The sequence below is a fragment of the Methylobacterium sp. Leaf99 genome (assembly GCF_001422375.1).
Classification (GTDB): domain Bacteria; phylum Pseudomonadota; class Alphaproteobacteria; order Rhizobiales; family Beijerinckiaceae; genus Methylobacterium.
In genome coordinates this window covers 1130182-1155383 of record NZ_LMMU01000001.1, presented here as the reverse complement: position 1 = coordinate 1155383, position 25202 = coordinate 1130182, and the positions used below count along the sequence as shown (strand labels likewise).

Here is a 25202-nt window from a genome sequence, read left to right as displayed (position 1 = left end):
CAGGAAGGGCTCAACGTGTCCGAGCCAACGATGAACGGCGCCGCCGTGCGCGCGCCCTCGGCCCGCTCGCTGCGCGGCCTCGACGCCCTGAACTTCTTCCTCGCCGACGTGCGCGACGGCCTCGGGCCGTATCTCGCCATCTACCTCATCGCTGTGCGCGGGCCCGACCAGGGCTGGAACGAGGCCACCACCGGCCTGATCATGACCATCGCGGGCATCGCCGGCCTCATCGCGCAGACGCCCGCCGGCGCCCTCATCGACCGGACCAGCCGGAAGCGCGCCGTGGTCATCGCCGGGGCCATCGCGGTGACGGCGAGCTGCCTGCTGCTGCCGTTCATCACCAACTTCTACCTCGTCGCCGCGACCCAGTCGGTGGCCGGCATCGCCGGGGCGATCTTCCCGCCGGCCCTGGCCGCCATCACCCTGGGCGTCGTCGGCCCGAAAATGTTCGCCAAGCGCATCGGCCGCAACGAGGGCTTCAACCACGCCGGCAACGCCGCCTCGGCGGCCATCGCGGGCGGCACCGCCTACTTCTTCGGGCCCATCGTGGTGTTTTGGCTCATGGCGGTCCTGGCGTTCTGCAGCATCGGCGCCATGCTGATGGTGCCGGCCGACGCCATCGACGACGACCTCGCCCGCGGCCTCGACCACGGCACGACCGAGACGAAATCCGATGCCGACGAGGAACCCTCGGGCTTCACCGCGCTCCTGAAGAACAAGTACCTCGTCCTGTTCGCCGTCCTCGCCGCCCTGTTCCACCTCTCCAACGCGGCCATGCTGACCTCCGTGGGCCAGCTGCTGACCAAGCTGTCGGGGAAGGACAACGCCACCTCGCTCATCGCCATCTGCATCGTGGCGGCGCAGCTCGTCATGGTGCCGGTCGCCGTGTTCGTCGGCGCCAAGGCCGACGCCATCGGCCGCAAGCCGATCTTCCTCGCGGCCTTCGGCGTGCTGGCGGTCCGCGGCGTGCTCTACACCCTGTCGGACAACCCGTTCTACCTCGTCGGCGTCCAGCTCCTCGACGGCATCGGCGCCGGCATCTACGGCGCCCTGTTCCCCCTCGTGGTCGCCGACCTGACGCGGGGCACCGGGCGGTTCAACGTCTCACAGGGGGCCGTCGCCACGGCGCAGGGCCTCGGCGCCGCGCTCTCGGCGACCCTCGCCGGCGTCATCATCGTCTCGGCGGGCTATTCCACCGCCTTCCTGGCGCTGGCCGCCATCGCGGGCGCGGGCTTCGCCCTCTACCTCTTCGCCATGCCGGAGACCTACGGCTACGAGCCCGGCCGCGGCGGCGCCACCGGCGGGGGCGCGACGCCCCTTCCGGCCGCGGCGGTCTGAGGCGGATCGTCGTGTCGGCCCGCGACGACATCCTCGCCTTCGCCCATATCGGCGACCTGCACATCACCGACGCGGACGCGCCCAACGCCCGCGACTTCGCCACCATCGTGGACCAGATCAACGCCGCCGACGGGCTCGATTTCGTCTACCTGCCGGGCGACAACGCCGACAACGGCACGCCCGCGCAATACGCCGTCGTCCGCGCGGGCCTCGACCGCCTGACCCTGCCGGTCCACGTGATCACCGGCGACCACGATGTCGAGGGCGGCGGCCTCGACGCCTTCTACGCCGGCCTCGACGCCCGGCGCCTGCCCTACGCCACGGACGTGTCGGGCCTGCGCTGCCTGTTCCTCGACATGAGCGGCCCCGGCTCCGGCGGTCCCGACTTCCGCCTCGGGCCGGACCAGCTCGCCTGGCTCGAGGGCGAAGTGCAGGGCGCCGAGCGGGACGGGTTCGACTGCGCCCTGTTCATGCACACCTACCCGGCCGACCTGAAGGGCGACGGGGAAGCGACCCGCGTGGCGCACCTCGTCTCGGGCTCGCGGGTCCGCCTCGTGGAGATGGGCCACACCCACTACAACGAACTCGCCAATGACGGCCGCACGGTCTTCGCCGCCACCCGCTCCACCGGGCAGATCGAGGAGGGGCCGGTGGGTTACGCCGTGGCCGCCATCGACCGGGGCGTGGTGAGCTGGCGCTTCAAGGAACTTGCCCGGCCCTGGCCTTTCGTCCTCGTCACCGCCCCGGCCGACCGGCGCCTCGCCCACGACGCGGCCGATGCCGAGCACATCGTCGGCGACACCATCGAGGTCCGCGCCCTCGTGCTGGGCGAAACCCCCGTGACCGCCTGCGAGGTCAGCGTCGACGGCGGGCCCTGGCAGGCCATGGAACGGGCCGAGGGCGATCGGCGCCACCGCGCCCGCATCGCCTGGGGGCCGCGGGCCCGCCGCCTCGTGGTCCGCGCCTTCGATGCCGCCGGCGGCACGGACGCGGATGCCGTCGAGCCCACCGGCGACGCCGCCGGCATCCCGGCCTCGAAGGGCCTCGGCAGCGACGCCGACGCCCTCGGCGCCTGGCCCGAAAAGGGCCTCTTGGGCACCCAGCTCGGTCCCAACCGCAACGGCCGGCCCTGGTAGGCGCCCGCCGAACCGCCGCCCTCCGAACGCTCCGACGAAACCGGTCCCCCGATGCCCGCCCTGCCGATCACGCCCCACCTCGCCACCTGGATCATCGCCGGGCTCGCCACCCTCGGGGTGATCGTGCGCCCGTTCGCGTGGCCCGAGGCCGTGTGGGCGGTGCTGGGGGCCGCCGCCCTCGTCCTGCTTGGGCTGATCTCGCCCGAGACCGCGTGGGAGGGCGCCCGCAAGGGCACGGACGTCTACCTCTTTCTCGTCGGCATGATGCTGATTTCTGAGGTCGCCCGGAAGGAGGGGCTGTTCGACTGGCTGGCCGGCATCGCGGTCCGGGCCGCCAGGGGCTCGGCCACCCGGCTGTTCCTCCTGGTCTACCTCGTCGGCACCGTGGTGACGGTGTTCCTCTCCAACGATGCCTGCGCGGTGGTGCTGACGCCCGCCGTCTACGCCGCCACCAGGGCGGCCAAGGTCGAGAACCCGCTGCCCTACCTCTTCATCTGCGCCTTCATCGCCAACGCGGCGAGCTTCGTCCTGCCGATCTCGAACCCGGCCAACCTCGTCGTCTACGCCACCCACATGCCGCCGCTGCTCCAGTGGCTCGCCCGCTTCGCGCTGCCCTCGGCGCTGGCGATCCTCGCCACCTACCTCGTCCTGCGCCTGACCCAGAACGCCGCCCTGAAATCCCAGACCGTCGCGCGGGACGTCGAGGCCGTGGCCCTGTCGGGCACCGGCAAGGTCGCGGGCGCCGGCATCGTCGCCACCGCCGGCGTGCTGCTGGCCGCCTCCGCCTACGGCCTGGAACTCGGCCTGCCGACCTTCTGCGCCGGCCTCGCCACCACCCTGGTGGTGCTGGCGATCCGGCGCGGCGGCGCCGTCGCGGTGGTCAAGGACGTGTCGTGGAGCGTGCTGCCCCTGGTGGCGGGCCTGTTCATCCTCGTGGAATCCCTGGAGAAGACCGGCGTCCTGGCGATGATCGTCGCCTGGCTCAAGGGGGTCGCCGAGGCTTCCCCGGCCGAGGCGGCCTGGGGCGGCGGCCTCGCCGTCGGCGTGCTCTCCAACGTCGTCAACAACCTGCCCGCCGGCCTCATCGCGGGGGCCGCGGTGCAGGCGGCGGACGTGTCCGAGCGGATCGCCGGCGCCATCCTCATCGGCATCGACATCGGGCCGAACCTCTCCGTCACCGGGTCGCTGGCCACCATCCTGTGGCTCACCGCCATCCGCCGCGAGGGCCAGGACGTGAGCTTCTGGCGCTTCCTCAAGCTCGGGGCCCTGGTGATGCCGCCGGCCCTGATCCTGGCTCTGGCCGGCCTCCTCCTGGTCTGATCCCCCCTCGTCCGACCCCCCCCTCGTCCGATCTCTTGCGCCAAGGCCGCCCGTGAACCCCGCCCTGCTCTATCCCTTCATCCTCGTCGCCGGCGCCCTCCAGGCGCTGGGCAATTCCATGAACGCGCAGCTGCGCGGCCGGCTGGTGAATCCGTGGCTCGCCGCCTCGGTGTCGTTCCTGCCCATCGTGTTCGTGTTCGCGACCCTGTTCCTCGTCATGCCGACGCCGCTGCCGACCCTGGAGACCCTGGGCAAGATGCCCTGGTACGCGCCGCTCGGCGGCGTCGCCGGCGCGGTGGCGGTGTTCGGCGGCCTCGCCTTCATCGACAAGGTCGGGGCCGGTCCGTTCAACGGCCTGACCCTCACCGCCAACATCCTCGCCTCCCTCGCCATGGACGCGTTCGGCCTGTTCGGGCTGCCGGGGAGCGGGTTCAAGGTGATGCCGTGGCTCGGCGGCCTGCTGATGGCGGTGGGCGTCGTCTTCATCGCCCGCACCACGGCGGACAAGGATGGCGAGAAGGACTCGGGGCACGGCCTCAACCCGAAGCTGCTCTACCCGTTCATCGTCGTCGCGGGCATCCTGCAGGCCGTGGGCGTGGTCTGGAACGCCGGACTGCGCGGCGCCCTGGTGAACCCGTGGCTCGCCGCCACCGTCTCGTTCCTGCCCGTCGTGTTCGTCTTCGTCCTCGTCTTCCTCCTGCGCCCGACGCCGCTGCCGACGAGGCAGGACGTGGAAGGTGTGCGCTGGTGGATGCCGCTTGCCGGCATCACCGGGGCGGTCGCGGTGTTCGGCGGCCTGCTCTTCGTCGACACCGTCGGGGCCGGTGCCTTCAACGGCCTGCTCATCACCGCCAACCTCCTGACCTCGGTGGCCCTCGACCATTTCGGCTGGGTCGGCATGAAGCAGGTCAAGGCCGGCCCGTCGCGCCTCGGGGGCGCCGCCCTCATGATCGCGGGAATCGTCCTCATCTCGCTGTTCTGAACGGGCGGCGGCGGCGTTCGCGCCCCGCCTCCGCTTTCGGCCGTGCGGTTAAGTGCGGATAAGCACCGGAACGGTTGGCCTTTTCCGGCCCCGCCATGCTAGACCGGACCCATCCCGCCTGAAGCCGATCCGCGCGAAGGTGTGTGGACTAGCCCTTCCCGCCGCCCGGCCGCCGCTCACGCGCGGTCCATCCGGCGCGCGTCGTGACCTCACGGGTCGCCGAGCCGCGCGAGTTCGCCTCGCCGCAGCCCGCCCATGCGGTCGCACGCGATCCCCAGGAGGGGTCGAGGATAGGAATGCAATGAGCGACGAGACCGACGCCCGGACCCGATCCGAGGAGCGTGCCGAGCGGGCCGAGCGGATGGCCAAGGAAGGTGCCGAGGCCATGGCCGAGCACATCGCCTCCGTCAAAGCCGTCGACGAGCGCACGGTGAAGCTGCGCGCCCTGCGCCTCGCTAAGGAAGCCGCCGACGCGGAGGCCAAGGCCGCCGCCGCCGCCGCCGCCCCGCCGAAGCGCAAGCGGTCTTCCTGAGACCGGGGCCGGAGGACAGATCCATGGCATTCGAGCGCTCCCGCCGCCCGAGCGACCCCCGTCAGGCGGCCGAGGCCGCTTTCAAGGCCGCCACCACCAAGGCCCCCGAGGCGGCGCAGGCCGCCCCGGCGCGCCCCATCGCTCCGGCGCCGCACGCCGCCTCCGCGTCCGCCATTCCGGGCGCCCGCGAGATGGTGACCCTGCGCCTCGACCGCGCCGTGCTGGAGCATTTCCAGAAGGACGGCCCCGGCTGGCAGGACCGCGTTAACGCCGCCCTGAAGGCCGCCGTCGGCCTCTGAGCCGGATTCTCGCATGGGCTTCTTCCGATAAGCCGGCGGCCACCGTTCGGGCCGAGGCTTCAGCCGAACCCGCCGCGCTTCAGCCGCATCACGATGCGGTCGAGGGCGCCGAGATAGGCCGAGCGGTCGCGGGCCGAGAACGGCTTCGGGCCGCCCGTGATGGCGCCGGCCTCGCGGAGATCCTGCATCAGGTTGCGGGTGGCGAGCGCCATGCCGACGGAGTTCTCGCTGAACGGCTTTCCCGTCGGCGCGATCACCTCGGCGCCGGCCTTCACGCAGCGTGCCGCCAGCGGCACGTCGGCTGTGATCACGATGGTGCCCGGCCGCGCCCGCTCGGCGATCCAGTCGTCGGCGGCGTCGAACTTGTCGCTCACCACCACCCGCTCGATCCAGGGCTCGCGCGGGACCTGCAGGAAGCTGTTGGCGACCACGACCACGGTGAGGCCGTGGCGCGCCGCCACCCGGTAGGTCTCGTCCTTGACCGGGCAGGCATCGGCATCGACGTAGACGACGATCGGTGCGCTCATCGCGCCGCCACCGTCCGGCGGGGCAGGGCGTCGGGCGCCGCACGGGGCACCGTCGCGGCGCGCTCCAGGGTCGAGACGCTGAGCGGCTGGCCGCGCCCGCGCAGGGCATGGGCCCCGAGGGAGCGGGCGGTGATGCCGGCCGGCAGGTGGGCCAAGCGCGCCAGGAGGTCGTCCGAGACGAGGATCTCGGTGCCCAGGGGCCGGCACAGGGATTCGATGCGCGACGTGACGTTCACGGCATCGCCGAAATACGCGATCTTGTGGCGGTCGACCCCGACTTCCGCCGTCACCACCGAGCCGCCATGGAGCGCGGCCCGCAGGCGCGGCACCGTGCCGAACCGCGCCCGCCACGCGTCGGCCTCGGATTCGATCCGGTCCATGACGTCGAACACGCAGGCGACGCAGCGCGCGTCCTTGAGGCCGCGGGCCATGGGCCAGGTGATCATCGCCATGTCGCCGATGTAATCGTCCGTGGAGCCGCGGTTCCGGCGCACGGGCTCGGCCATGGCGGCGAAGACCGCGCCGAGATAGGCCTGGGCCTTGAGGTCGCCGTGGGTCTCGGCGAAGGCCGTCGAGCCGACGACGTCGAGGAACAGGAAGATGCGTTCCTCCCGCACCGGGCGGTGATAGCGCCCGACGAGGAAGTTCACGAACACCTCGCCGCCGATGAGGTCGCGCATGCGGATCACGAAGACGAGGAGCGCCGAGACGGCCAGCGAATAGGCCAGCACCCGCGGGGTGATCTTCACGGCGTTGGACAGGGTGTCGTCGGTGAGGCCAAGCGCCCAGACCACGAGGCCGCCGAGCGCGATGCCGGCGGCGATCATGAGGACGTAGGTGAGTTCGGCCGCGGGCACGTAGAACTTCGCCGGCATCCGCCGCATCCGCGCCTGGAGGCCGCCGAGGATCAGCCCCCGGTCGAAGGCCAGGGTGGTGAGGCCCACGGACAGGCCGTAGGCGAGGCCGGCCAGCGGCGTCGCGCCCCCGGCGAACAGGACGTTGTAGAGCAGGCCGGCCCCGCCGCAGGCGACGAGGATGAGGACCCAGAACCAGCGGTGCTGCGGCAGCATCAGGCGTGGTCCCGGTTGTGGGAACGGGCGCGGGACGGGAACGGAGCGGCGCTGCCCACGGGACATCCCTCGCGATGGTGCCGGCGCCGCGCGGGCGGCGCTGTGGAAGCGGAACCGTAGGCTCCCTGCACACCGTCGCATGATGGCGCCAGTATGGCCGCGGCGCCCGCGCCGCGTCGAATGCCGTCCGGACGCGTTGGGAAGGGGGCAAACGACGGAAGGGTCGGGACGATGAGGCAACGCGCATTCGGGGCCACGGGACGGGACGTACCGGTGCTGGGGCAGGGGACCTGGCGCCTCGACGACGACGATCGGACCCGGGCGCTCTCCGCCCTGCGGGCCGGCCTCGACGCCGGCATGACCCATCTCGACACCGCCGAGATGTACGGCGCGGCCGAGCCCCTCGTGGCCGAGGCCATCGCGGGACGGCGCGAGGGCGTGTTCCTCGTCTCCAAGGTGCTGCCGTCGAACGCCTCGCGCGCCGGCACCATCGCGGCTTGCGAGCGCTCCCTGAAGCGCCTCGGCACGGACCGCCTCGACAGCTACCTCCTGCACTGGCCGGGCTCCCATCCCCTGGAGGAGACCCTCGCGGGGTTCGAGGCCCTGAAGGCGTCGGGCAAGATTCTGTCCTGGGGCCTGAGCAACTTCGACGTGGACGGCCTCGACGCGGCGCTCGGCATCGCCGGACCCGGCGCCATCGCGTGCAATCAGGTGCTGTATCACCTCGGCGAGCGCGCCATCGAGCACGCCGTCGAGCCGTGGTGCCGGCGCAACGGCGTCGCCCTGGTGGCGTACTCGCCCTTCGGCAGCGGCGATTTTCCGAAAGCCGAGAGCCGCGGCGGCCGTGTGCTTGCGGGCATCGCCGGGGCGCACGCGACGACCCCCTACGCCGTGGCCCTCGCCTTCCTGACCCGGCACGACGGCGTCTTCGCCATCCCGAAGACCGGGTCGCCGGAGCGCGCCGCCGCCAACGCGGCCGCCGGCGACCTCGTCCTCGCGGCCGCCGAGATCGCGGCCCTCGACGCCGCGTTCCCGCGCGGCCCGCGCCCGCGCCACCTGCCGATGCTGTAGCGCGCCCGTGGCCGGCGCGGGACGGCGTTTTTCGGGCGGCTGTGGCGCGGCGGACGCCGCGCCCCGCGCGGACGCGCGCTACAGCGCTCCCCGCGCATCCGAAGGAATTCCGCGGCGATGATCACCCGGATCGGCCTGTCGATCTCGTTCCTGCTCGTCGGCCTCGCCCGGGCCGGGGCGACGGAGCCGTCCCGCCAGCCGGGCGGCGAGACCCTGACCATCGACGGGAAGGGCATCACCCTGACCTTCCCGGAGGACGGACCGACGCTGCGCATCGGCGGCAAGCTCCAGCTCGATTACGGCGCCGCGTCCCTGCGCCAGGCCGGCCTGCCCGAGCCGTTCCCCGAGAACATCGCCGTTCGGCGCTCGTGGATCGAGAGCTATCTCAGCTACGGCAAGGTGCTGGAGGTGGCGTTCCAGTACGATTTCGCGGAACCCCGGCGGCCGATCAACGACGCCGCCGTCGCCTATACGGGGTTCGCGAACACGCTGATCACCCTCGGCAACATGAAGGAGCCGTTCAGCCTCGATCAGCTCATCAGCGACAACGCCACCCTGTTCACCGAGCGGTCCCTCGCCGACGCCTTCGCACCGGCCCGCAACTTCGGCCTCGCCCTCGGGCACCACGGAACGGACTGGACCGTGGCGGCGAGCGTGTTCGGCGGCAACGCCAACACCGGCCTCACCCGCGAGGGGGTCGCCGCCACGGCGCGGGTCACCACCGCGCCGATCCGCACGGACGAAGCTGTCCTGCATCTCGGCCTCGCGGGAAGCCTGCGCGACCTGCCGCGCGACGCGGCCCCCCTGTCCCTGTCGAGCCGCTCCGAGGCATTCCTGTTCCGGCAGACCTTCGTCGACACCGGCGACATCCGCGACGCCACGACCATCGCCCGCCTCGGCCTGGAGGCGGCCTACCGGACCGGGCCGTTCCTCGTGCAGGCCGAGTACATCCGCACCCGTGTCGAGCGCTCCGGCGCCGGTCCCCTGAGCTTCCAGGGCGGCTACATCCAGGCGAGCCTCGTCCTCAACGGCCAGGGCCGCGCCTACAAGCTCGCGCCCGATTACGGCGCCACCTACGCGGTGTTCGCCGGCATCGTCGTGCCGGAGGCCGCCCGGGTGACCCGCGGCGGCCTCGGCGTGTTCGAACTCGCCACCCGCTTCAGCGCCCTCGACCTCGACGACGGGTCCTTGCGCGGCGGCATCGAGCGCGACGTGACGGTGGGGCTGAACTGGTATCCCGACCGCAACATCCGGTTCGTCGCCGACTACGTCCGCTCGCATGCGAGCCCCTCCGCCCTGGCCGGCGGCCGCACCGTTGACGCGGACACCTTCATCGGGCGGTTCCAGCTGTACTGGTGAGCGGGCGGCGGCCTGGACCATGGGGCCGACCCGACATCGCGGTCCGGTCTCAAGCCGCGGGACAGGATCTGCCGCCGGGCAGGATCGTCTCCGCCGCGCCCGCGCTCCCGGTCCCGCGCAGGGGCCACGCCACCTGCCGCGCGAAGGTGAGGCCGTTGAGCGCGGGAAAAATGTTGAAGATCGGCGTGTAGGTGAAGCTCGTCTCGGCCATGACGTAGCGCGCGCCCGTCACCTGCTCGGATTCGGGCGGTGCGCCGATGACGCTCCCGACGGTCCGCGCGGTGGCGTTGCGCGCCACGCTGGAGCAGACCTTGGCCACCAGGGTGTTGCCCTGCTGATAGACCCCGACCGCCGTCAGCACGATGCCGGCGCCCGTCGTGTTGTACGGGAAGGTCACCGCCGCCCCGGCCGCGTAGACGTCGTCCACGGTGGAGACGCTGCCGCGCGAGATCAGGTCCGCCATGGTGCGGACCGAGCGGAGCAGGCCCTGGCTGGTGCCGTAGGCCCGCGGGAGCTCGATGGTCCCCATCAGGATCAGGAGCAGGACCGGCGCCAGGAGGGCGAATTCGAGGGCCGCGATGCCGTCCTCGCCGGCCGCGAAAAGCCGCATCGGCCGCATCAGCATCGCCCCGTGGCGTAGGGTTCGGCGCGGAACACCGACGTCGCGACGATGAGTTGCTGGCTCGCCCCGATCTTGCGGGGCGAGAGATCGAGGATGGTGAAGAACCGGGGCACCACCACGGCGGCGCGGATGCTGACCACGTCGTTGCCCGCCGGGCACTGGAAGCGCGCGCCGAAGCTCGCCGACAGGGCCCTGGCGCCCGCGTCGTAGGGATCGGAGACCGCGATCGTCGCGAAGGTCTTGGCCGTGGTGACCTCGACCTTCACGTCGGCGCAGTTGAACAGGGTCGGTCCGTTGCACAGAGCGGTTCGGAACCGCGTGGCGGCGTCGGTGCCGTCGTAGCCCTCCTGGAAGGCGCCGGTGAAGACCGCGCGCCCGGCCCGGTCGAGGCCGTTGCTGAGGGTCTGCTGCGCCAGGGTCAGGAGGCTGGCCTCGAAGACCGCGCCCAGCAGCATCAGGAACGGCAGGAGCACCAGGGCGAATTCGACGGCCGTCGTGCCGTTCCGGGCGCGGACGAAGGCGGCGTGGTGGCGACGGAGGGTGGCGACGGGGCCTGCCGGCATCGTGGGCGCCGCCTTACCGGGAGATCCGGAGTTCGCTGATCTGCGCACCGATGGCCCGGAAGGCCGTGGTGAGATCGGACGAATCCGAGATGTCGAAGAACATCGACGGGCTGGTCGCGCAGGACCGGAGCAGGTCGCTGCTCCCGTCGGTGACCTCGACCCGCACGGTGAAGATCTGGATGCCGGCGCTCTTCATGTTGCCGCACAGCGTCGCGAGGCGCCCGTCGAGGGCGGCCGTCCGCGTGTCCGGGTTCGACGACACCGTGCCGATGCGATTGGCCCAGATGTAGCTCGTGCCCGAATAGAACGAGGCGTTGTCAGAATAGGGGTTCGAGATCTGGTTCTGACCGTCGGTCATCAGGACTACGAACTTGCGCACGGTGGCGTCCGTGTACGCGGCGCCCTTCACCAGGGGGCCGATCGGCGACAGGGCGTGCCAGCCCCAGACGAGGCCGAGGGGAATGTTGGTGTCGCCGCTCACCGTCATCGCATTGACGGCGCTGGTCAGCGTCGCCTTCGAGGTCGTCAGGGGCGTGATCGGCTGGAGCTCGCAGCCGGCATTGGGTCCGTAGAGGTAACCGGTGGGACCGTTGTAGCGGTCCGTCTTCGACACGCGCCAGGCGGTGCCGTACTTGGCGACCTGGCCCTGCCGCACCCGGTTGTCGGAGACGAAGAGGCCGCCGAGGAACGGGTAGTCGTTGAGGTAATTGTTGACGGCGCTGCCGTCGTAATCCGACTCGTCCGGCGCGAAGTACGGCACGAACAGCGAGTCGGGCGTGGCCTGCGTGGCCGCCGTCTCGGCGACGTCGTAGGGCATCGGACGCCCCTCGACGCATCCGCCCCAGGCAACGCCGGCCTTGCCGAACAAGGCGAGGCGGTTCGCCTTCGATGCGAAGATCTGGGAGTGGTAGGAGGCGAGCCCGTCCTTGTCGATCCAGCTCGCCGCCGCGTTGCCGGGGCCGACGTTGACGGTCATCGAGAACGGGACGACCGCCATCCTGAGGGCGTTCGGCTTGGCCGGGTCGACCTCCGTGAACAGGCTGTTGACGAGGTCCGTGGCCGCGGTCTTGAGGTTCGCCAGCTTGGCCCCGCGCATGGAGCCGGTGTTGTCGAGGACGAGGGCGATCTCGAGGTTGCCGGACCCGCGCCGGGAGACCCCGGAGACGGACAGCGGTAGGCTGGTGAAGCCGGCGAGCCGGGTCAGCGAAGTCGGCGTCGTCCCCGTCACCGTGACCCGGATGGTGTCGCCGGAGCGCACCGTGGCGACGGCCAGCGCCGCCGCCTGGCTCTTCGCCATGGCGGCCGTGACCTGCTTCGTCGCCTTGTCGGACAGGACGGCATCCGTGGTCGCCGTCGGCAGCTTGGCCAGGGACAGCACCGTGGCGTCGACGGCGTTCTGCGCCTGCTGGCCGACGTTGGCGTTGGTGCCGTAATCGATGACGATGCCGCCGAGCACCAGCATCGGGAGCAGCGCGAGGGCGAAGACGAGGACGACCCCACCCTCCCGGGCGTCCCGGAAGCGCGCCGTGCCGTCCTTCGCGAGGGCCTTGGAGAGGGCGAATAACTCTTCCATAGGGCGAAGTTCGCCCCCGCCCCCTTAAAAAATCATTACCGGGCCGCGGGCGCACGGACGCGCCGCGCCCACGGTTCGTCCGCTGCCGCAGCGTTGTACCCGCGCGATCCGGTCCGGCTACTCGCCGACGCCGAACAGCTTCTCGAGGAAATTCCGGTCGTCCTGACTCGGGCCGGCGCGGCGCGGGTTGGCGGTGGCGACGCGCGGGGCCGGTTGCGGCTGGGGCTCGCCGAGCAGGGCGCCGATGAGGCCGCCGCCGGTGGCGCCCGTGGTGGCCGGGGCCTCGGCCGGCGCGCGGTTGCGCCAGGTCTTGGCGCCCGGCAGCATCGTCGGGCTCTGACCCCTCAGGGCGGTGGTCATGTAGGCCTTCCAGACCTCGCCCGGCAGGTTGCCGCCCGAGACCTTCTTGGTCGATTCGCCGTCGTCGTTGCCGAGCCAGACGCCCGTCACCAGGGTGGACGAGAAGCCGATGAACCAGGCATCGCGAAAATCCTGGCTGGTGCCGGTCTTGCCGGCGAGGTCCCAGCCCGGCACCTCGGCCTTCTTCGCCGTGCCGGTCACGAAGGTCTCGTGCATCATGGCGTTCATCATCGACAGGGCGCCCGGCTCGATGACCCGGCCGAGGCCGCCCTCTTTCCGCTTGTACAGAACCTTGCCGTCGGCCGCCTTCACGCTGGCGATGACGTAGGGGATCACCCCGGTGCCGCCGTTGGCGAAGGTGGCGTAGGCGCCGACCAGCTCCAGGGGCGTCACCTCGGAGGTGCCGAGCGCGATCGAGCCGTTGGCCTGGAGCGGCGACGAGATGCCGAGGCGCTGGGCCGTCTGCACCACGGTCTTGGGGCCGACCTCCTGGCCGAGGCGGACCGCCACGGTGTTGAGGGAGAGGGCCAGCGCATCCCGCAGGGTCACGGGCCCGCGATAGTCCCGCGAATAGTTCTCCGGGTTCCAGCCCTTGATGCTGACCGGCGCATCCTCCCGCACGGTGTCGGGGGTCAGGCCGTGCTCCACCGCCGCGAGGTAGACGAACGGCTTGAAGGCCGAGCCGGGCTGGCGTTTGGCCGTGGTGGCGCGGTTGAACTGGCTCTGGGCGTAGTCGCGCCCGCCGACGAGGGCCCGGATCGCCCCATCCGGCCGCATCGACACCAGGGCGCCCTGACCGACATTGTACTTCGCGCCCTTCTGGTTGAGTTCGTCGACCAGGGCCTTCTCGCCGGCCGCCTGCAGGGCGGTGTCGACGGTGGTGGCAATCACGATGTCGGCTTCGAACTTCGGCAGGAAGTCGTCGAGGACGTCCATGACGAGGTCGGCGACGTAGTTGGCCGAGCCGCCGCCGCGGGCGCCCGCCGGCCGGGCGGGCTGCGCCAGGGCCACCTTCACGTCCGCGGGTTTCGCGAACCCGAGATCCTCCATGGCGGCGAGCACCTGGGCGGCGCGGGCCTGGGCCGCGGGCAGGTTGCGGTTCGGCGCGAGGCGCGACGGCGCCTGGACGAGGCCGCCGAGCATGGCGGCTTCGGCGAGCGTCACGGCCTTGGCCGGCTTGCCGAAGTAGCGCTGGGCCGCCGCCTCGACGCCGTAGGCGCCGGCGCCGAAATAGACCCGGTTCAGGTAGAGTTCGAGGATCTCGTCCTTGGTGTACTTGTGCTCCAGCCACAGGGCCAGGATCGCCTCCTGGATCTTTCGCGAGGCGGAGCGCTCGGGCGTCAGGAACAGGTTCTTGGCGAGCTGCTGCGTCAGGGTCGAGCCGCCCTGGGCGACGCCGCGCCGGGTCAGGTTCTGGCCGATGGCGCGGGCGATGCCGACCGGATCGACGCCGAAATGCGAATAGAAGCGCCGGTCCTCGATGGCGACGAAGGCGCGCGGCAGGTAGGGCGGCAATTCCTTGATGCCGACGACGCGGCCGCCGGTCTCGCCGCGGTTGGCGAGAAGGGAGCCGTCGCTCGCCAGGATCGCGATGTTGGGCGGGCGTTTCGGCACCGCCAGCTGGTCGATGGGGGGCAGCTGCGAGGCGTGGTAGGCCACGAGCCCGGCGATGCCGATGCAGGCCCACAGGCCAAGCACCACGCCCGCATAGACGAAGCGCCCCAGCAGCGAGCGCCGCCGGGCCTTTCGCGGCCGCGCCTTGGCCGGTGCGAGGGGCCGTTCCGGTGCGTCCCCGCGCCGGCCCTTGGTCTCGGTTGCCCGTCGTGCCACGCCGCCCCCTGCGCGATCGGTCCGCGACAGGCGCAGGTCGAGGTCGGCCGGGTCCGACGCGCGCCCCTCGGGCACGTCGAAGTTCGGCTCACCCCGCCCGTCGCGTCCGCGTCCCCTCGCCATGCGCCCCGCTTCAGTCCCGAACCATCCCGCCCGTGGGACAGCCCGGTTCCGCACGGTAAATACGGCGGGTTTAAGGGTTCCTTAGCGCTGCCGGAATGGCGGGCCCCTGTCCCGCTCCCATGGCGCGTGCGGCGACGCGCCCGGCCCGCCGGCCGGAACGGCCGGACCGCGGCGCCGTTCCCCGTGTCCTTCTCGCCAGGACCCGTGATGCTCCACCTCCTCGTCGCCGACGGCAACGACCGCGACGGCCGTGCCCGTCATGCCGACGCCACGGGCTCGACTTCGGCCGAATCCTACGCCGCGATTCTCGGAGAGGTCGCCCGGACGCGGGGCGGGGCGGCCTGCACCTGTACCCTGATCAGCCCGGCCGATGCCGACGCCGTCCTGCCCGCGGGCACGGACCTCTCCGCCTATGCGGGCCTCGTCGTCACGGGCTCGACCCTGAAGCTCGCCGACGGCACGCCCGAGACGACCCGGCAGATCGCCCTCATGCGCGCGGCGCTCGCCGCCGGCCTGTCGGTGTTCGGGTCGTGCTGGGGCATGCAGGTCGCCGCCGTCGCCACGGGCGGCGCAGCCGGCCCCAATCCGAAGGGGGGCGAGTACGGCTTCGCCCGCGCTCTCGCGCCGACCCGGATCGGGCGCGGCCACCCGCTCCTCGCCGGCCGGCCCGACCGCTTCGACGCCCCGGCCATCCACGGCGACGCGGTGCTGCGGCTGCCCGCCCACGCCACCCTGCTCGCCAGCAACGCCTGCTCGATCCAGGCCATCGAGATCGTGCACGGGCCGGGCGTGTTCTGGGGCACCCAGTACCATCCCGAAACCGACCTCGATGCCCTCGGCATCATGCTGCGGATGAGCGCGTCGGAGATGATCGCGGCGGGCCAGTGCCCCGACGCGGCGGCGGTGGCGGCCTTCGCCGACGACCTTGCCCGCCTCCACGCCGACCGCGCCGGCCATCCGGACCTCCTCGCCCGCCACCGCCTCGACGCCCAGATCACCGAGGACGCGAACCGCCGCCGCGAGATCGGGAATTTCCTCGATTTTCTCGCGGTCCCCCGCCGGGCCGCGGCCTGAGACGGCGCGTCAGGCCGGGGTCAGCACCGGCCGGGCCGGGGCGCGGGCGTCGGCGATGTGGAACGCGGCCGGGCGGCGGAACAGGAACGACAGCCGGGTGTGCCGGACCATCCGCTCGAGGCCGAGGGGCACCAGGATGGCGACGAGGGTGACGACGAGGCTGGCCCAGCCGACATCGGTGATCGCCCCGGTCTTGACGATAACGGTCCGGGCGAGCGCCATGGGCAGGAAGAAGCCGAGATAGATCGCGATGGAGCGGCTGCCGCAGGCGCGGAGCGCCGCCGTCACCGGGCCGCCGGCCCGGGTCAGCAGGGACGCGCCGGCGACGATGGCCATGGCCCCGACGCCGCCGAGAACGAGGCTGAGGCCCGGCAGGCTGGCGAGCGTCGGGTAGGCGGCGGTGCCGGACGGCGTGAAGGCCAGCACGCCCTCGACCACGGCCCACAGGGCGAGGCCGGCGAGCGCCCGGCGCGGATGGGCCCGCACCAGGGTGGCGAACCCAAAGATCCGCTCGGCGAACAGGTAGCCGACGACGAACCAGACGTAGCGCGAGCAGAACTCCTCCAGGAGGTAGATGTCCGTCCGCACCGGCACGACCTGCAGCAGGGCGGCGCCGCCCAGGAGCAGGGGCCACGGCACCCGCCGCAGGAGCTTCGTCACCACGGAGAACACCGCCAGCAGGTAGATGAACCACAGGCTCGAATACGGCTCGACCAGCGCCAGGGCGAGGTGCTGCGCGAAGGCGCCCGGTCCGGCTCCGTCCGTGATGGCGCCGTACTTGGTGAGCGACTGGATCACCACCCACAGGAGGTAGAAGTAGGCGAAGTGGACCACCCGGCGGTCGGCGAACAGGCGCCAGTCCCGGTCGATCACCCGGCCGAGGAACAGGCCCGACAGCAGGAAGAAGTCGGGGATGCGGAACGGCTTGGCGAACGCCACCACGTGGTGGAGGAAGCCCTCGCCCCCGAACCCCGCCGCGCCCATGGCCTCGCCGGTGCCGAGGGTGGAATGCATCATCACCACGAGGACGATGCACAGGCCCTTGGCGACATCGACCCAGGCGAGCCGCCCCGCGCCTGCCCCTTGCTCCATGATCCCCGTGCTCCCGCCACTGGTCCGGGCGCGAGTGTGGCGGCGGAGTCGTAAAGGGGCGGATACCGGGCCGGGGGAGGCGCCGAGCCGCGTCGGATCGTGGCGAAGGCCGGGTTAAGCGGATCGCCGCAAGACCGATCAGGACGGCTCGCGCCGGCCGGCCCTGCGGGTGCGGGTCATGCGGGTGGCCGCGTGGAAATCGTCGGGCTTCGTCCGCACCCAGGCGAGGAAGCTCGCGAGGTCGGGGTCCTGGCGCAGGGCGTCGGTGTCGGCGAGGCGCCGGGCGATCTCGGCCTCGCTGTAGCGGGCGTGGATGGCCGAATGGCAGATCTGGTGCAGGCGCACGGTGCCGGCCTTCGCGCCGCCCTTCAGCTTCGGGGTGAGGTGGTGCAGGCTCGACTTGGCGCGGGGCGGGATCGGGCGCTCGCACAGGGGGCAGATCACCGGCGCGTGGGCGGCCGGCCCGTGGATGTCCGGATCGTCCGCGCGCCAGCGCCGTTCCCGTCGTCCCATCCCTGTCCCCTCAAGGCGCCGCGAGGGCGGCCGCCGGCCGGTCGACGGCCGCCCGCTGGACGAGGGCGTCCCGGAACGCCGTCTGCGCCGCCCCGTCGCGCGCGCCGAGGATCGACACGTGGTCGCCGGCGATGGCCTCCAGGCGGGCGCGGGGGCCGGCGAGGGCGGCGAGGCGCCGCGCCAGCGTCACGGGGATCACCCCGTCCTGCAGGCCGTGCACCACGAAGACCGGGCCGGTCGTCCCGGCGATGCGCCGGTCCGAGCGGTAGGTGTCCCGCAGGAACAGCCGGGGCACGAGGGGGTAGCGCAGGCCGACGAGGCGACGCAGGGAATCGAACGGCGCTTCGAGGTAGAGGCCGAGATGGGGCCGGCGCGCCGCCACCGCCACCGCCACGGCCGCCCCGAGGGAATGGCCGTGGAGCAGGATCGGCGCCCCCGGCGCCCAGGCCGCGGCGGCGTCGTGGGCAGCGAGGCCGTCCCGGATGAGGCCGTCCTCGCTCGGGTGTCCCGTCGAGCCCGGATAGCCGCGATACGCGATGGCGAGGACGCCCCAGCCCGCCGGTCCCCAGGGCCCCCCGGTGAAGCGCACGGCCGCGGATTCGGGGGCCGAGGCGTTGCCGTGGAAGCTCAGCACCACGCCGCCGCCGGGCGCGGGCGGGCGCCAGTAGCCGAGGAGGCGCTCCCCGTCCGGCGTCGTCAGCGTCACCGCCGCCGTTCCGCCGGGGGCGGGCCGCGCCTCCCCCTCGGCGTGCCGCGAAAAGTAGGCGCCGGGGTAGATCAGGTGGCGCTGGAACGCCACGAGGGCGCCCAGGAGGGCGGCGGGGAGACCGAGGACGGCGAACAGCAGCAGGCGCATGCGGACCTTGTGGCGGCGGGCTTCGGGTCTCGGCGGGGGCGGTCTCGGAGGGGGCGGTCTCGGCGGGGTTCCGGCGCGTCGGGCTCCGCCGGAGAGCTAGGGGCTGGACTTCTGCGTGTCACCAGCGATGTTGCGTCGCGCCGTCCGGGCGTGGGCCTCCGGCGGCCCGCGGTGGCGCGGGGACCGGGATGCAGCGGACAACATCGCGGGAGACCGCCGGCCGGACGGACCCGGGCCTCAGCGCCAACTTCCTCCTCGTGGCGCTCCTCGTGTGCGGGCTCGGCTTCGCCATCGGCGGCGGCCTCGTCGAGGGCTCGGGGGCGGCCTTCGCGTTCGTGATGACGTTTTGGGTCCTCGGCCTGTGCCTGCACGAGTTCGGCCATGCCTGCGTCGCCTGGTGGGGCGGCGATGCCGGGGTGCCGGCGAGCGGCTATCTCAGCCTCGATCCGCTGCGCTACGGCGATCCGCTGGCCTCGATCGTGCTGCCCGTGATCTTCACGATTCTCGGCGGCATCGGCTTTCCGGGCGGGGCGGTGCGCCTCGACCCCGGGGCCCTGCGCGGCCGGATCTGGCCGACGGCCGTGGCCCTGGCCGGGCCGGCCATGACCCTCGCGTGCCTCTTCGGCCTCGTGGTCCTCTATCACCTGGCCGACGCGGACTCGACGGCCCTGCGGGCGGTGCTGGCCGTCACGGCCCTGTTCCAGGGCACGGCCCTCGTCCTCAACCTCATGCCGATCCCGGGGCTCGACGGCTACAACGCCCTGCGGCCGTGGCTGCCCGGTTCGTGGCAGGCCGTGGGGGATGCGGGCGCCCGCCATGCCGGCCTCGTGCTCACCGCCCTGTTCCTGTTCTCCGGCGCCTTCAGCCGGACCCTGTTCCGCGTCAGCCTGCGCCTCGTCGCCGAGGTCGGAATCCATCCGGCCGACGTCGTCGCCGGCTACCGCCTGATCCGCCTCTGGTAGGGCGCTTCGGGTGAGGGCCCTTCGGGTTTCGTGGTAAGGCGAGCCATGTCCGGAGGCGATCCCGCCCGGCGGAGACCGCGATGGCCCTCAAGACGACGTTCCTGGTGCAGACCTTCGTGATCAAGCGCAAACGCCTCGTGCCGGGCGACCGCGAGGTCGCGCCGACGGAGAGCGGCGCCCTCAAGAAGGCGGAGGCCATGGCGGCGCGCTTCCCTGGCACCGCCGCCATCAAGGTGGTGGCCGACGACGAGACCGGCGAGCTCGAGAGCGCCGGCATCCTGGCCCAGTTCGGCGAGGTGCCCGACGACTTCGCCGAGAGCCTCCAGGGCTCCTGACACCAGAAGACTCCCGATACGAAAAAGGCCCCGGCGCGGTACGCCGGGGCCCTTCTCAGATCGACGCGGTGTTACTGCGGGCAGGCGTGGCGGCGGCCGTCATTGCCCAGGTAGGTGCCCGAGCGCTGGTCGTACGACCGGAAGCGCTGGATGCAGTAGGCGACGTCGCCGCCCTGGGGGGCGACCTGGGTCTCGACGTAGCCGGCCGGGGCATAGCCACCGCCGTAGGCACCGTAGCCACCGCCGTAGCCGCCGCCACCGTAGCCGCCGCCGTAATAGGCCGGCGCGTAGCCGCCACCGTAGTAATCGTCACCGTAGAAGCCGCTGCCGAGGCCGTAGCCGATGCCGGCTCCGGCGAGCCCCAGGCCGACGCCGAGGCCGATCCCGCCATAGCCGCGACGATAGCCGTAGCCGCCGCGGTTGCCGGCGAACCCGCCGCGATAGCCGCCGCGGTTGAACCCGCCGTAACCGCCGCGATTGCCGCCGAAGGCCGTCCCGTTGCCGAACCCGGCCGCCGTCAGGCCGCGTCCACCGCCGAAGCCGCGACCCGCGAGACTCTGGCCGCCGCCGAAGCCACGCCCGCCGAGACCCTGGCCGCCGAAGCCGCCGCGGAATCCACCGCCGGCCATGCCGCCGCGGAACCCGCCGCCACCGCCGCCGAAGCCCCGGCCGCCGCCGCCGAAGCCGCCCATGTGGCCACCGCCGCCGCCACGGAATCCGCCGCCGCCGCGGGCATCGGCGGAGGCGGGAATGAGGATGAGGGCACCGACCATGGCGGCCGATGCGAGAAGGATGCGATTCATGTCGGTTTTCCTATGGCTTAGGCCATTCCTGAAGAGCGAACGCGCCCCGGAGCCCGAAGGTCCATGCTTGGCCGGGCGGTGCGTCGTCGGGTCCCCCGGCCTTCGGAACCGGGACCCGACATCGCGCCGCGTGCGGGACCGATGCAAAGATTGACAAACCCGCGCCCACGCACGAGGCTGGAACGATTCCGAGGGGGGCTCCGAGACCGGGGGCTGAGATTGGGCGCGCCGCCCTGACCCTTGAACCTGATCCGGTTCGTACCGGCGGAGGGACGGGAATTCTTATGTGTGGCGCAGTCTCGCGTTCCGCCCCAGCCCAATGCCGTTCCTGACGAATCCGGGTCGCCTCCAACGCCAGGAGCACACCCGATGAACAAGCCCGTTTTGCCGAAGGACCTTCCCAAGGGCTCGCCCCAGGCGGTGACCACCGGCCCGATCATGGGCTCGCGCAAGGTCTACGCGGCGGTGGCCGGGCATGACGACATCCGGGTGCCCTTTCGCGAAGTGACCCTGAGCGACCCCAAGGAAGCGCCGGTGCGGGTCTACGATCCGTCGGGCCCCTACACCCAGACGGATGCGGCCATCGACCTCAACGCCGGCCTGCCGCTGATCCGCGATCCGTGGATCGCGAAGCGCGGCTACGCCACGGTGACGCCCCGCGCCGTCAAGCCCGAGGACAACGGCTTCGTGCCGGAGGACAAGCTCGTGGCGCCGTGTCCGGCGACCCGCCAGATCCGCAAGGCCGGCCCCGGCCAGATGGTGACGCAGTACGAGTTCGCGAAGGCCGGGATCATCACCGAGGAGATGATCTACGTCGCCCACCGCGAAAACCTCGCCCGCGAGACCATGCTGGAGGGGGCGCAGGCGGCGCTGAGCGACGGCAACAGCTTCGGCGCGGCGCTGCCCGCCTTCATCACCCCCGAATTCGTCCGCGAGGAAATCGCGCGGGGCCGGGCCATCATCCCGGCCAACATCAACCACCCCGAAGTCGAGCCGATGGCCATCGGCCGCAACTTCCTCGTCAAGATCAACGCCAACATCGGCAACTCGGCCGTGACCTCGTCGGCGGCCGAAGAAGTGGAAAAACTGGTCTGGGCGACCCGCTGGGGCGCCGACACGGTCATGGACCTGTCCACCGGCCGCAACATCCACAACATCCGCTCGTGGATCATCCGCAACTCACCCGTGCCCATCGGCACGGTGCCGATCTACCAGGCCCTGGAGAAGGTCGGCGGCGATCCGCTCAAACTCGACTGGGAAGTCTTCAAGGACACCCTCATCGAGCAGGCCGAGCAGGGCATCGACTACTTCACCATCCACGCCGGCGTGCGCCTCGCCCACGTGCCGCTCACCGCGCGCCGGGTCACCGGCATCGTCTCCCGCGGCGGCTCGATCATGGCGCGCTGGTGCCTCGCCGGGCACCGCGAATCATTCCTCTACGAGCGCTTCGACGAGATCTGCGACATCATGCGGGCCTACGACGTCTCGTTCTCCCTGGGCGACGGCCTGCGCCCCGGCTCCATCGCCGACGCCAACGACGCCGCCCAGTTCGCCGAGCTGGAAACCCTGGGCGAGCTGACGAAGATCGCCTGGGACAAGGGCTGCCAGACCATGATCGAGGGCCCCGGCCACGTGCCGATGCACAAGATCAAGGTGAACATGGAGAAGCAGCTCGAGGAGTGCGGCGAGGCGCCGTTCTACACCCTCGGGCCCCTGACCACGGACATCGCCCCGGGCTACGACCACATCACGTCCGGCATCGGCGCCGCCATGATCGGCTGGTTCGGCTGCGCCATGCTCTGCTACGTCACGCCGAAGGAGCATCTGGGTCTCCCCAACCGCGACGACGTCAAGGAAGGCGTGATCACCTACAAGATCGCCGCCCACGCCGCCGACCTCGCCAAGGGCCACCCGGCGGCGCAGCTGCGCGACGACGCCCTTTCCCGCGCCCGGTTCGACTTCCGCTGGGAGGACCAGTTCAACCTGTCCCTCGATCCCGACACGGCGCGGGCCTACCACGACGAAACCATGCCGAAGGACGCCCACAAGGTCGCCCATTTCTGCTCCATGTGCGGCCCAAAGTTCTGCTCCATGAAGATCACCCAGGACTTGCGCGCCGAGGTGCTCGCCATGGAGGCGGCCGGTCAGGTGCTCGGCGAGGCCACCCCCATGAGCCAGGCGGAACGCGAGGCCGGCATGGCGGCGAAATCCGCCGAGTTCCAGGCCGAGGGCGGCAAGCTCTACGTCGACGCGGCCGAGTAGGGCGGGGCCTCCACAGGGGGCCGATCGAACGCGGGTTCCCTCTCCTGCAAGGCAGGGCGATCGCAGATGAACCGCGACGGGCCCCCTCTCCTGTTTGGGAGAGGGTTGGGGTGAGGGTCGTGACCTCTCCGGAGAGTCTACACACCTCACCCTGTCCCTCTCCTTCCAGGAGAGGGGACCTGCGCTGCCCGCGAGATGGGTGAATGCCGTAGCCTTCCAGGAGAGGGAGCCTGTCGCGACTGTTCGAAGCGTTTTGCTTCGCGTTCGACTGCCAAAACACTTCAACTGGGATCACCTGGCCTGGAAGGATCACCTGGCCTGGAAGGATCACCTGGCCCGGAAGGAAAGGGAGCGGGTTGCGTCTTGCTGCGACACCTTGAGTCCGTCAGCGAACCGAGCTGATTCCGAGGGTCAGGCGTCCCGCTGGATCGCGGGCCTCGACGGGTGCCGCGGGGCCTGGGCCGGGGTGCTGCTCCACCTCGACGACGGGCGCCACCGCGCCGCCCGGTTCGCCGCCGTGGCCGATCTCGTCGACGCCCCGGAGGCGCCGGCCTGGATCGGCATCGACATTCCCATCGGCCTGCCCGACCGGGTCAAGGGCGGCGGCCGCGTCGCCGACCGCGCGGCGCGGGCCTATCTCGGCATCGGACGGGCCAGCGTGTTCCCGATGCCGCCGCGCGCGGCGGTGTACGCGCCGGACTACGAGACCGCCAAGGCCCTGTCGCGGGCCGCGAGCGACCCGCCCTTCGCTCCCTCGATCCAGGGCTGGAACATTTTTCGCGGTGTGCGCGAGGTCGACGGATTGCTCCGGGCGCGACCCGATCTGCGCGACCGCCTGCACGAGGTCCATCCCGAGATCGCGTTCCGGCGCCTCAACGGCGACCGGGCCCTCGCCGCCCCGAAGAAACGGCCCGAGGGCCGCGCCGCCCGCCGCGACCTGCTCCTCGGCGCCGGCCTGCCCGAGGCGCTCGTCGCGGCACGCCCCGCCGGGATCGGCGCCGACGACCATCTCGACGCCCTGGCGGCCCTCGTAGTGGCCCGCGACATCGCCCTCGGCCGCGCCGTGCCGATGCCCGATCCGCCGGGGCGGGACGGGTTCGATCTCCCCATCGTGATCTGGGCGCCCGGCGGCGTGCCGGAAAACACTGGCCGGCCGGTGGAATGCTGCTAAATCCCCCCTCGGTGAGATGAAGGCCCGGCAGGATCGAATAAAATCTTGGTGTAGAGCGGAATAAAATATTTTCTGTGATCGCGGATTACGGACAATACTTCGGAGTGGACCCATGACATCAGACGTTTCCGAGCCGGGTGCACCCGATCCCGCCAACCCGCCGGTCCGCGACATCGCCCGCGCCCTGGTGTTCGATCCGGCCCAGCGCCTGCTCCTCATCGCCTACGAGTCCGTCCGGCCCATCGATCCGGCCGCGCCCGACGACCGCACCTTCTGGTTCATGCCGGGCGGCGGCCTGGAGCCGGGCGAGACCCATGTCGAAGCGTGCCGGCGTGAACTCGAAGAGGAGATCGGCGTTGCCGATGCGCCCATCGGTCCGCAGGTCGCGGGCTGCGAGGGGCCCTTCCACCTGTTCCGAACGTCGCGCCATGCCCGCGAGCGCTACTTCGTGGTGCGCCTGGCCGACGACCGGATCGACACCAGCCGCCTGGCCGAGACGGAGGACAACCCCGTCCTCGGCACGCGCTGGTGGACCCTGGACGACCTCGAAGCGACCTCCGAGCGGATCGAACCCGCGGGGTTGGCGCAACTCGCCCGCGCCATCGCCGGGGGCACCATTCCTGCAACACCCGTCGCCCTGACGTGGCACGGCTCATGAGAAAGGCTGATCAAGAATGACCACGCAAAACGCCCACCCGTTTCCCGAGAAGCTCAAGGAAGGCTACCAGTCGTTCGTGGAGCGCCGTCTGCCCGACGAAGCCAAGCGCTATTCCGGCCTCGCCAAGTCGCAATCCCCCGAGGTTCTGCTCATCGGCTGCTGCGACAGCCGCGTCTCGCCCGAGGTGATCTTCGATGCGGGTCCGGGTGAACTGTTCGTGATCCGCAACGTCGCCAACCTCGTGCCCCCGTGCGAGGAGCAGGGCGGCGAATTCCACGGCACCTCGGCGGCCATCGAGTTCGCCGTGGAAGGCCTGGAGGTGAAGCACATCGTCGTGATGGGTCACGCCACCTGCGGCGGCATCAAGGCCTTCGCCAACCCGTCGAAGCCCCTGTCGGACAGCGACTTCATCGGCAAGTGGGTGTCCCTCGTGGCCTCGGCCGCCGAGAACGTCGAGGACCAGAACGGGCCCGACTACCTCACCCGCCTCGAATACGCGATGGTGGGCGAGAGCCTGAAGAACCTCATGACGTTCCCGTTCATCCGCGAGCGGGTCGCGGCCGGCACGCTCGCCCTGCACGGCGCCCATTTCGGCATCGAGCGCGGCGAGCTCCTCGTGCGCGACCCCGAGACCGGCGACTTCCGACCCGCCGTCGACATGGCCGGAAAGTCCATCAACCCGACCGCCCTGATCAACTGCCGGGAAGCCTGAGGCACGCGGCCGGGCGTCCGTCCTTCCGGGCGCCCGGCACGCCCCGTCCCGGACGGGCG

At 71.7% G+C, this 25202-nt stretch carries 25 protein-coding genes and 1 riboswitch; of the genes, 15 read left to right on the top strand and 10 right to left on the bottom strand.

All coding sequences use genetic code 11. From position 1 onward, the window contains the following. The first annotated feature begins 30 nt into the window (after positions 1-30). The 6 genes from ASF28_RS05215 (at position 31) to ASF28_RS05190 (ending at position 5607) form a co-directional block, all read left to right on the top strand. On the top strand, positions 31-1338 hold the full coding sequence (locus ASF28_RS05215) for an MFS transporter (protein ID WP_056088538.1): 1308 nt from the start codon (positions 31-33) through the stop codon (positions 1336-1338). Between the two features lie 11 nt (positions 1339-1349). Next, a complete protein-coding gene (locus tag ASF28_RS05210) occupies positions 1350-2474 on the top strand; it encodes a metallophosphoesterase family protein (protein ID WP_056088535.1) in 1125 nt (374 codons plus the stop codon). A 51-nt stretch (positions 2475-2525) separates the two neighbouring features. Continuing rightward, the gene (locus ASF28_RS05205) at positions 2526-3794 is read left to right on the top strand and encodes an arsenic transporter (RefSeq protein WP_056088532.1); all 1269 of its coding nucleotides are present in this window, start codon (positions 2526-2528) and stop codon (positions 3792-3794) included. 52 nt (positions 3795-3846) lie between these two features. Beyond that, positions 3847-4776, top strand: coding sequence for a DMT family transporter (locus ASF28_RS05200; protein WP_056088529.1), 930 nt, complete (start codon positions 3847-3849; stop codon positions 4774-4776). 301 nt (positions 4777-5077) lie between these two features. After that, on the top strand, positions 5078-5308 hold the full coding sequence (locus ASF28_RS05195) for a hypothetical protein (protein WP_056088527.1): 231 nt from the start codon (positions 5078-5080) through the stop codon (positions 5306-5308). A gap of 23 nt (positions 5309-5331) precedes the next feature. Continuing rightward, positions 5332-5607 carry a BrnA antitoxin family protein gene (locus ASF28_RS05190; protein WP_056088522.1) on the top strand — a complete coding sequence of 92 codons (276 nt, stop codon included), beginning with the start codon at positions 5332-5334 and terminating at the stop codon, positions 5605-5607. Positions 5608-5666: 59 nt separating this feature from the next. Here the strand turns inward: ASF28_RS05190 and ASF28_RS05185 are convergent, their stop codons facing one another. Together ASF28_RS05185 and ASF28_RS05180 are read right to left on the bottom strand one after the other, a co-directional pair. Continuing rightward, positions 5667-6134 carry a YaiI/YqxD family protein gene (locus ASF28_RS05185; protein ID WP_056088520.1) on the bottom strand — a complete coding sequence of 156 codons (468 nt, stop codon included), beginning with the start codon at positions 6132-6134 and terminating at the stop codon, positions 5667-5669. Further along, complete coding sequence (locus tag ASF28_RS05180) at positions 6131-7204, bottom strand: adenylate/guanylate cyclase domain-containing protein (RefSeq protein ID WP_056088517.1); 1074 nt, start codon at positions 7202-7204, stop codon at positions 6131-6133. The genes ASF28_RS05185 and ASF28_RS05180 overlap by 4 nt, the downstream gene beginning before the upstream one ends. 231 nt (positions 7205-7435) lie before the next feature. Between ASF28_RS05180 and ASF28_RS05175 the strand changes: the two genes are divergently transcribed. After that, the gene (locus ASF28_RS05175; protein WP_056088514.1) at positions 7436-8275 is read left to right on the top strand and encodes an aldo/keto reductase; all 840 of its coding nucleotides are present in this window, start codon (positions 7436-7438) and stop codon (positions 8273-8275) included. A 117-nt stretch (positions 8276-8392) separates the two neighbouring features. Continuing rightward, positions 8393-9634 carry an OprO/OprP family phosphate-selective porin gene (locus ASF28_RS05170; RefSeq protein WP_082476008.1) on the top strand — a complete coding sequence of 414 codons (1242 nt, stop codon included), beginning with the start codon at positions 8393-8395 and terminating at the stop codon, positions 9632-9634. Between the two features lie 49 nt (positions 9635-9683). Here the strand turns inward: ASF28_RS05170 and ASF28_RS05165 are convergent, their stop codons facing one another. The 4 genes from ASF28_RS05165 to ASF28_RS05150 all read right to left on the bottom strand — a co-directional run bounded on the left by ASF28_RS05165 (position 9684) and on the right by ASF28_RS05150 (position 14705). Further along, complete coding sequence (locus ASF28_RS05165; protein ID WP_244474898.1) at positions 9684-10244, bottom strand: TadE/TadG family type IV pilus assembly protein; 561 nt, start codon at positions 10242-10244, stop codon at positions 9684-9686. Positions 10245-10252: 8 nt separating this feature from the next. Next, on the bottom strand, positions 10253-10819 hold the full coding sequence (locus ASF28_RS05160; RefSeq protein ID WP_056088512.1) for a TadE/TadG family type IV pilus assembly protein: 567 nt from the start codon (positions 10817-10819) through the stop codon (positions 10253-10255). Positions 10820-10832: 13 nt separating this feature from the next. Then, complete coding sequence (locus ASF28_RS05155) at positions 10833-12392, bottom strand: TadE/TadG family type IV pilus assembly protein (protein WP_056088508.1); 1560 nt, start codon at positions 12390-12392, stop codon at positions 10833-10835. A gap of 117 nt (positions 12393-12509) precedes the next feature. Beyond that, positions 12510-14705, bottom strand: a complete 2196-nt coding sequence (locus ASF28_RS05150; protein WP_056088507.1) for a transglycosylase domain-containing protein — start codon at positions 14703-14705, stop codon at positions 12510-12512. A gap of 207 nt (positions 14706-14912) precedes the next feature. Here ASF28_RS05150 and ASF28_RS05145 point away from each other — a divergent pair, with 207 nt between their 5' ends. Next, positions 14913-15779: a glutamine amidotransferase-related protein gene (locus tag ASF28_RS05145; protein WP_056088504.1), complete on the top strand. Its 867-nt coding sequence runs from the start codon at positions 14913-14915 to the stop codon at positions 15777-15779. Positions 15780-15788: 9 nt separating this feature from the next. Here ASF28_RS05145 and ASF28_RS05140 read toward each other — a convergent pair whose 3' ends face one another. From ASF28_RS05140 to ASF28_RS05130, 3 genes are all read right to left on the bottom strand, one after another. Beyond that, the gene (locus ASF28_RS05140) at positions 15789-16871 is read right to left on the bottom strand and encodes an acyltransferase family protein (RefSeq protein ID WP_056088500.1); all 1083 of its coding nucleotides are present in this window, start codon (positions 16869-16871) and stop codon (positions 15789-15791) included. A 138-nt stretch (positions 16872-17009) separates the two neighbouring features. Further along, positions 17010-17384 carry a hypothetical protein gene (locus ASF28_RS05135; protein WP_056088497.1) on the bottom strand — a complete coding sequence of 125 codons (375 nt, stop codon included), beginning with the start codon at positions 17382-17384 and terminating at the stop codon, positions 17010-17012. 10 nt (positions 17385-17394) lie between these two features. Further along, positions 17395-18240 carry an alpha/beta hydrolase gene (locus tag ASF28_RS05130; RefSeq protein ID WP_056088494.1) on the bottom strand — a complete coding sequence of 282 codons (846 nt, stop codon included), beginning with the start codon at positions 18238-18240 and terminating at the stop codon, positions 17395-17397. A gap of 188 nt (positions 18241-18428) precedes the next feature. On the opposite strand from ASF28_RS05130, the gene ASF28_RS05125 reads away from it, so the two are divergent. Continuing rightward, the gene (locus ASF28_RS05125; protein WP_056088492.1) at positions 18429-19202 is read left to right on the top strand and encodes a site-2 protease family protein; all 774 of its coding nucleotides are present in this window, start codon (positions 18429-18431) and stop codon (positions 19200-19202) included. Positions 19203-19282: 80 nt separating this feature from the next. Continuing rightward, on the top strand, positions 19283-19537 hold the full coding sequence (locus ASF28_RS05120; RefSeq protein ID WP_056088490.1) for a hypothetical protein: 255 nt from the start codon (positions 19283-19285) through the stop codon (positions 19535-19537). Positions 19538-19608: 71 nt separating this feature from the next. On the opposite strand, the gene ASF28_RS05115 is transcribed toward ASF28_RS05120, so the two are convergent. Next, the gene (locus tag ASF28_RS05115; protein ID WP_056088487.1) at positions 19609-20340 is read right to left on the bottom strand and encodes a BA14K family protein; all 732 of its coding nucleotides are present in this window, start codon (positions 20338-20340) and stop codon (positions 19609-19611) included. A gap of 181 nt (positions 20341-20521) precedes the next feature. Continuing rightward, positions 20522-20630, top strand: a riboswitch (TPP riboswitch). 79 nt (positions 20631-20709) lie between these two features. On the opposite strand from ASF28_RS05115, the gene thiC reads away from it, so the two are divergent. From thiC to ASF28_RS05095, 4 genes are all read left to right on the top strand, one after another. Further along, positions 20710-22602, top strand: a complete 1893-nt coding sequence (gene thiC, locus ASF28_RS05110; protein ID WP_056088484.1) for a phosphomethylpyrimidine synthase ThiC — start codon at positions 20710-20712, stop codon at positions 22600-22602. A 376-nt stretch (positions 22603-22978) separates the two neighbouring features. After that, positions 22979-23773, top strand: a complete 795-nt coding sequence (locus tag ASF28_RS05105; protein WP_056088481.1) for a DUF429 domain-containing protein — start codon at positions 22979-22981, stop codon at positions 23771-23773. A 112-nt stretch (positions 23774-23885) separates the two neighbouring features. After that, positions 23886-24431: an NUDIX hydrolase gene (locus ASF28_RS05100; RefSeq protein ID WP_056088478.1), complete on the top strand. Its 546-nt coding sequence runs from the start codon at positions 23886-23888 to the stop codon at positions 24429-24431. 16 nt (positions 24432-24447) lie between these two features. Further along, entirely contained in the window at positions 24448-25143 is a 696-nt protein-coding gene (locus ASF28_RS05095; protein WP_056088475.1) for a carbonic anhydrase, read from the top strand. The last annotated feature ends 59 nt before the right edge of the window (positions 25144-25202 follow it).

Bases quoted from the DNA above. Each gene is read 5' to 3' on its own strand.
- ASF28_RS05215 (WP_056088538.1), top strand. From the start codon at position 31: ATGAACGGCGCCGCCGTGCGCGCGCCCTCGGCCCGCTCGCTGCGCGGC.
- ASF28_RS05205 (WP_056088532.1), top strand. From the start codon at position 2,526: ATGCCCGCCCTGCCGATCACGCCCCACCTCGCCACCTGGATCATCGCC.
- ASF28_RS05195 (WP_056088527.1), top strand. From the start codon at position 5,078: ATGAGCGACGAGACCGACGCCCGGACCCGATCCGAGGAGCGTGCCGAG.
- ASF28_RS05190 (WP_056088522.1), top strand. From the start codon at position 5,332: ATGGCATTCGAGCGCTCCCGCCGCCCGAGCGACCCCCGTCAGGCGGCC.
- ASF28_RS05185 (WP_056088520.1), bottom strand. From the start codon at position 6,134: ATGAGCGCACCGATCGTCGTCTACGTCGATGCCGATGCCTGCCCGGTC.
- ASF28_RS05180 (WP_056088517.1), bottom strand. From the start codon at position 7,204: ATGCTGCCGCAGCACCGCTGGTTCTGGGTCCTCATCCTCGTCGCCTGC.
- ASF28_RS05175 (WP_056088514.1), top strand. From the start codon at position 7,436: ATGAGGCAACGCGCATTCGGGGCCACGGGACGGGACGTACCGGTGCTG.
- ASF28_RS05170 (WP_082476008.1), top strand. From the start codon at position 8,393: ATGATCACCCGGATCGGCCTGTCGATCTCGTTCCTGCTCGTCGGCCTC.
- ASF28_RS05165 (WP_244474898.1), bottom strand. From the start codon at position 10,244: ATGCGGCTTTTCGCGGCCGGCGAGGACGGCATCGCGGCCCTCGAATTC.
- ASF28_RS05160 (WP_056088512.1), bottom strand. From the start codon at position 10,819: ATGCCGGCAGGCCCCGTCGCCACCCTCCGTCGCCACCACGCCGCCTTC.
- ASF28_RS05155 (WP_056088508.1), bottom strand. From the start codon at position 12,392: ATGGAAGAGTTATTCGCCCTCTCCAAGGCCCTCGCGAAGGACGGCACG.
- ASF28_RS05150 (WP_056088507.1), bottom strand. From the start codon at position 14,705: ATGGCGAGGGGACGCGGACGCGACGGGCGGGGTGAGCCGAACTTCGAC.
- ASF28_RS05145 (WP_056088504.1), top strand. From the start codon at position 14,913: ATGCTCCACCTCCTCGTCGCCGACGGCAACGACCGCGACGGCCGTGCC.
- ASF28_RS05140 (WP_056088500.1), bottom strand. From the start codon at position 16,871: ATGGAGCAAGGGGCAGGCGCGGGGCGGCTCGCCTGGGTCGATGTCGCC.
- ASF28_RS05135 (WP_056088497.1), bottom strand. From the start codon at position 17,384: ATGGGACGACGGGAACGGCGCTGGCGCGCGGACGATCCGGACATCCAC.
- ASF28_RS05130 (WP_056088494.1), bottom strand. From the start codon at position 18,240: ATGCGCCTGCTGCTGTTCGCCGTCCTCGGTCTCCCCGCCGCCCTCCTG.
- ASF28_RS05125 (WP_056088492.1), top strand. From the start codon at position 18,429: ATGCAGCGGACAACATCGCGGGAGACCGCCGGCCGGACGGACCCGGGC.
- ASF28_RS05120 (WP_056088490.1), top strand. From the start codon at position 19,283: ATGGCCCTCAAGACGACGTTCCTGGTGCAGACCTTCGTGATCAAGCGC.
- ASF28_RS05115 (WP_056088487.1), bottom strand. From the start codon at position 20,340: ATGAATCGCATCCTTCTCGCATCGGCCGCCATGGTCGGTGCCCTCATC.
- thiC (WP_056088484.1), top strand. From the start codon at position 20,710: ATGAACAAGCCCGTTTTGCCGAAGGACCTTCCCAAGGGCTCGCCCCAG.
- ASF28_RS05100 (WP_056088478.1), top strand. From the start codon at position 23,886: ATGACATCAGACGTTTCCGAGCCGGGTGCACCCGATCCCGCCAACCCG.
- ASF28_RS05095 (WP_056088475.1), top strand. From the start codon at position 24,448: ATGACCACGCAAAACGCCCACCCGTTTCCCGAGAAGCTCAAGGAAGGC.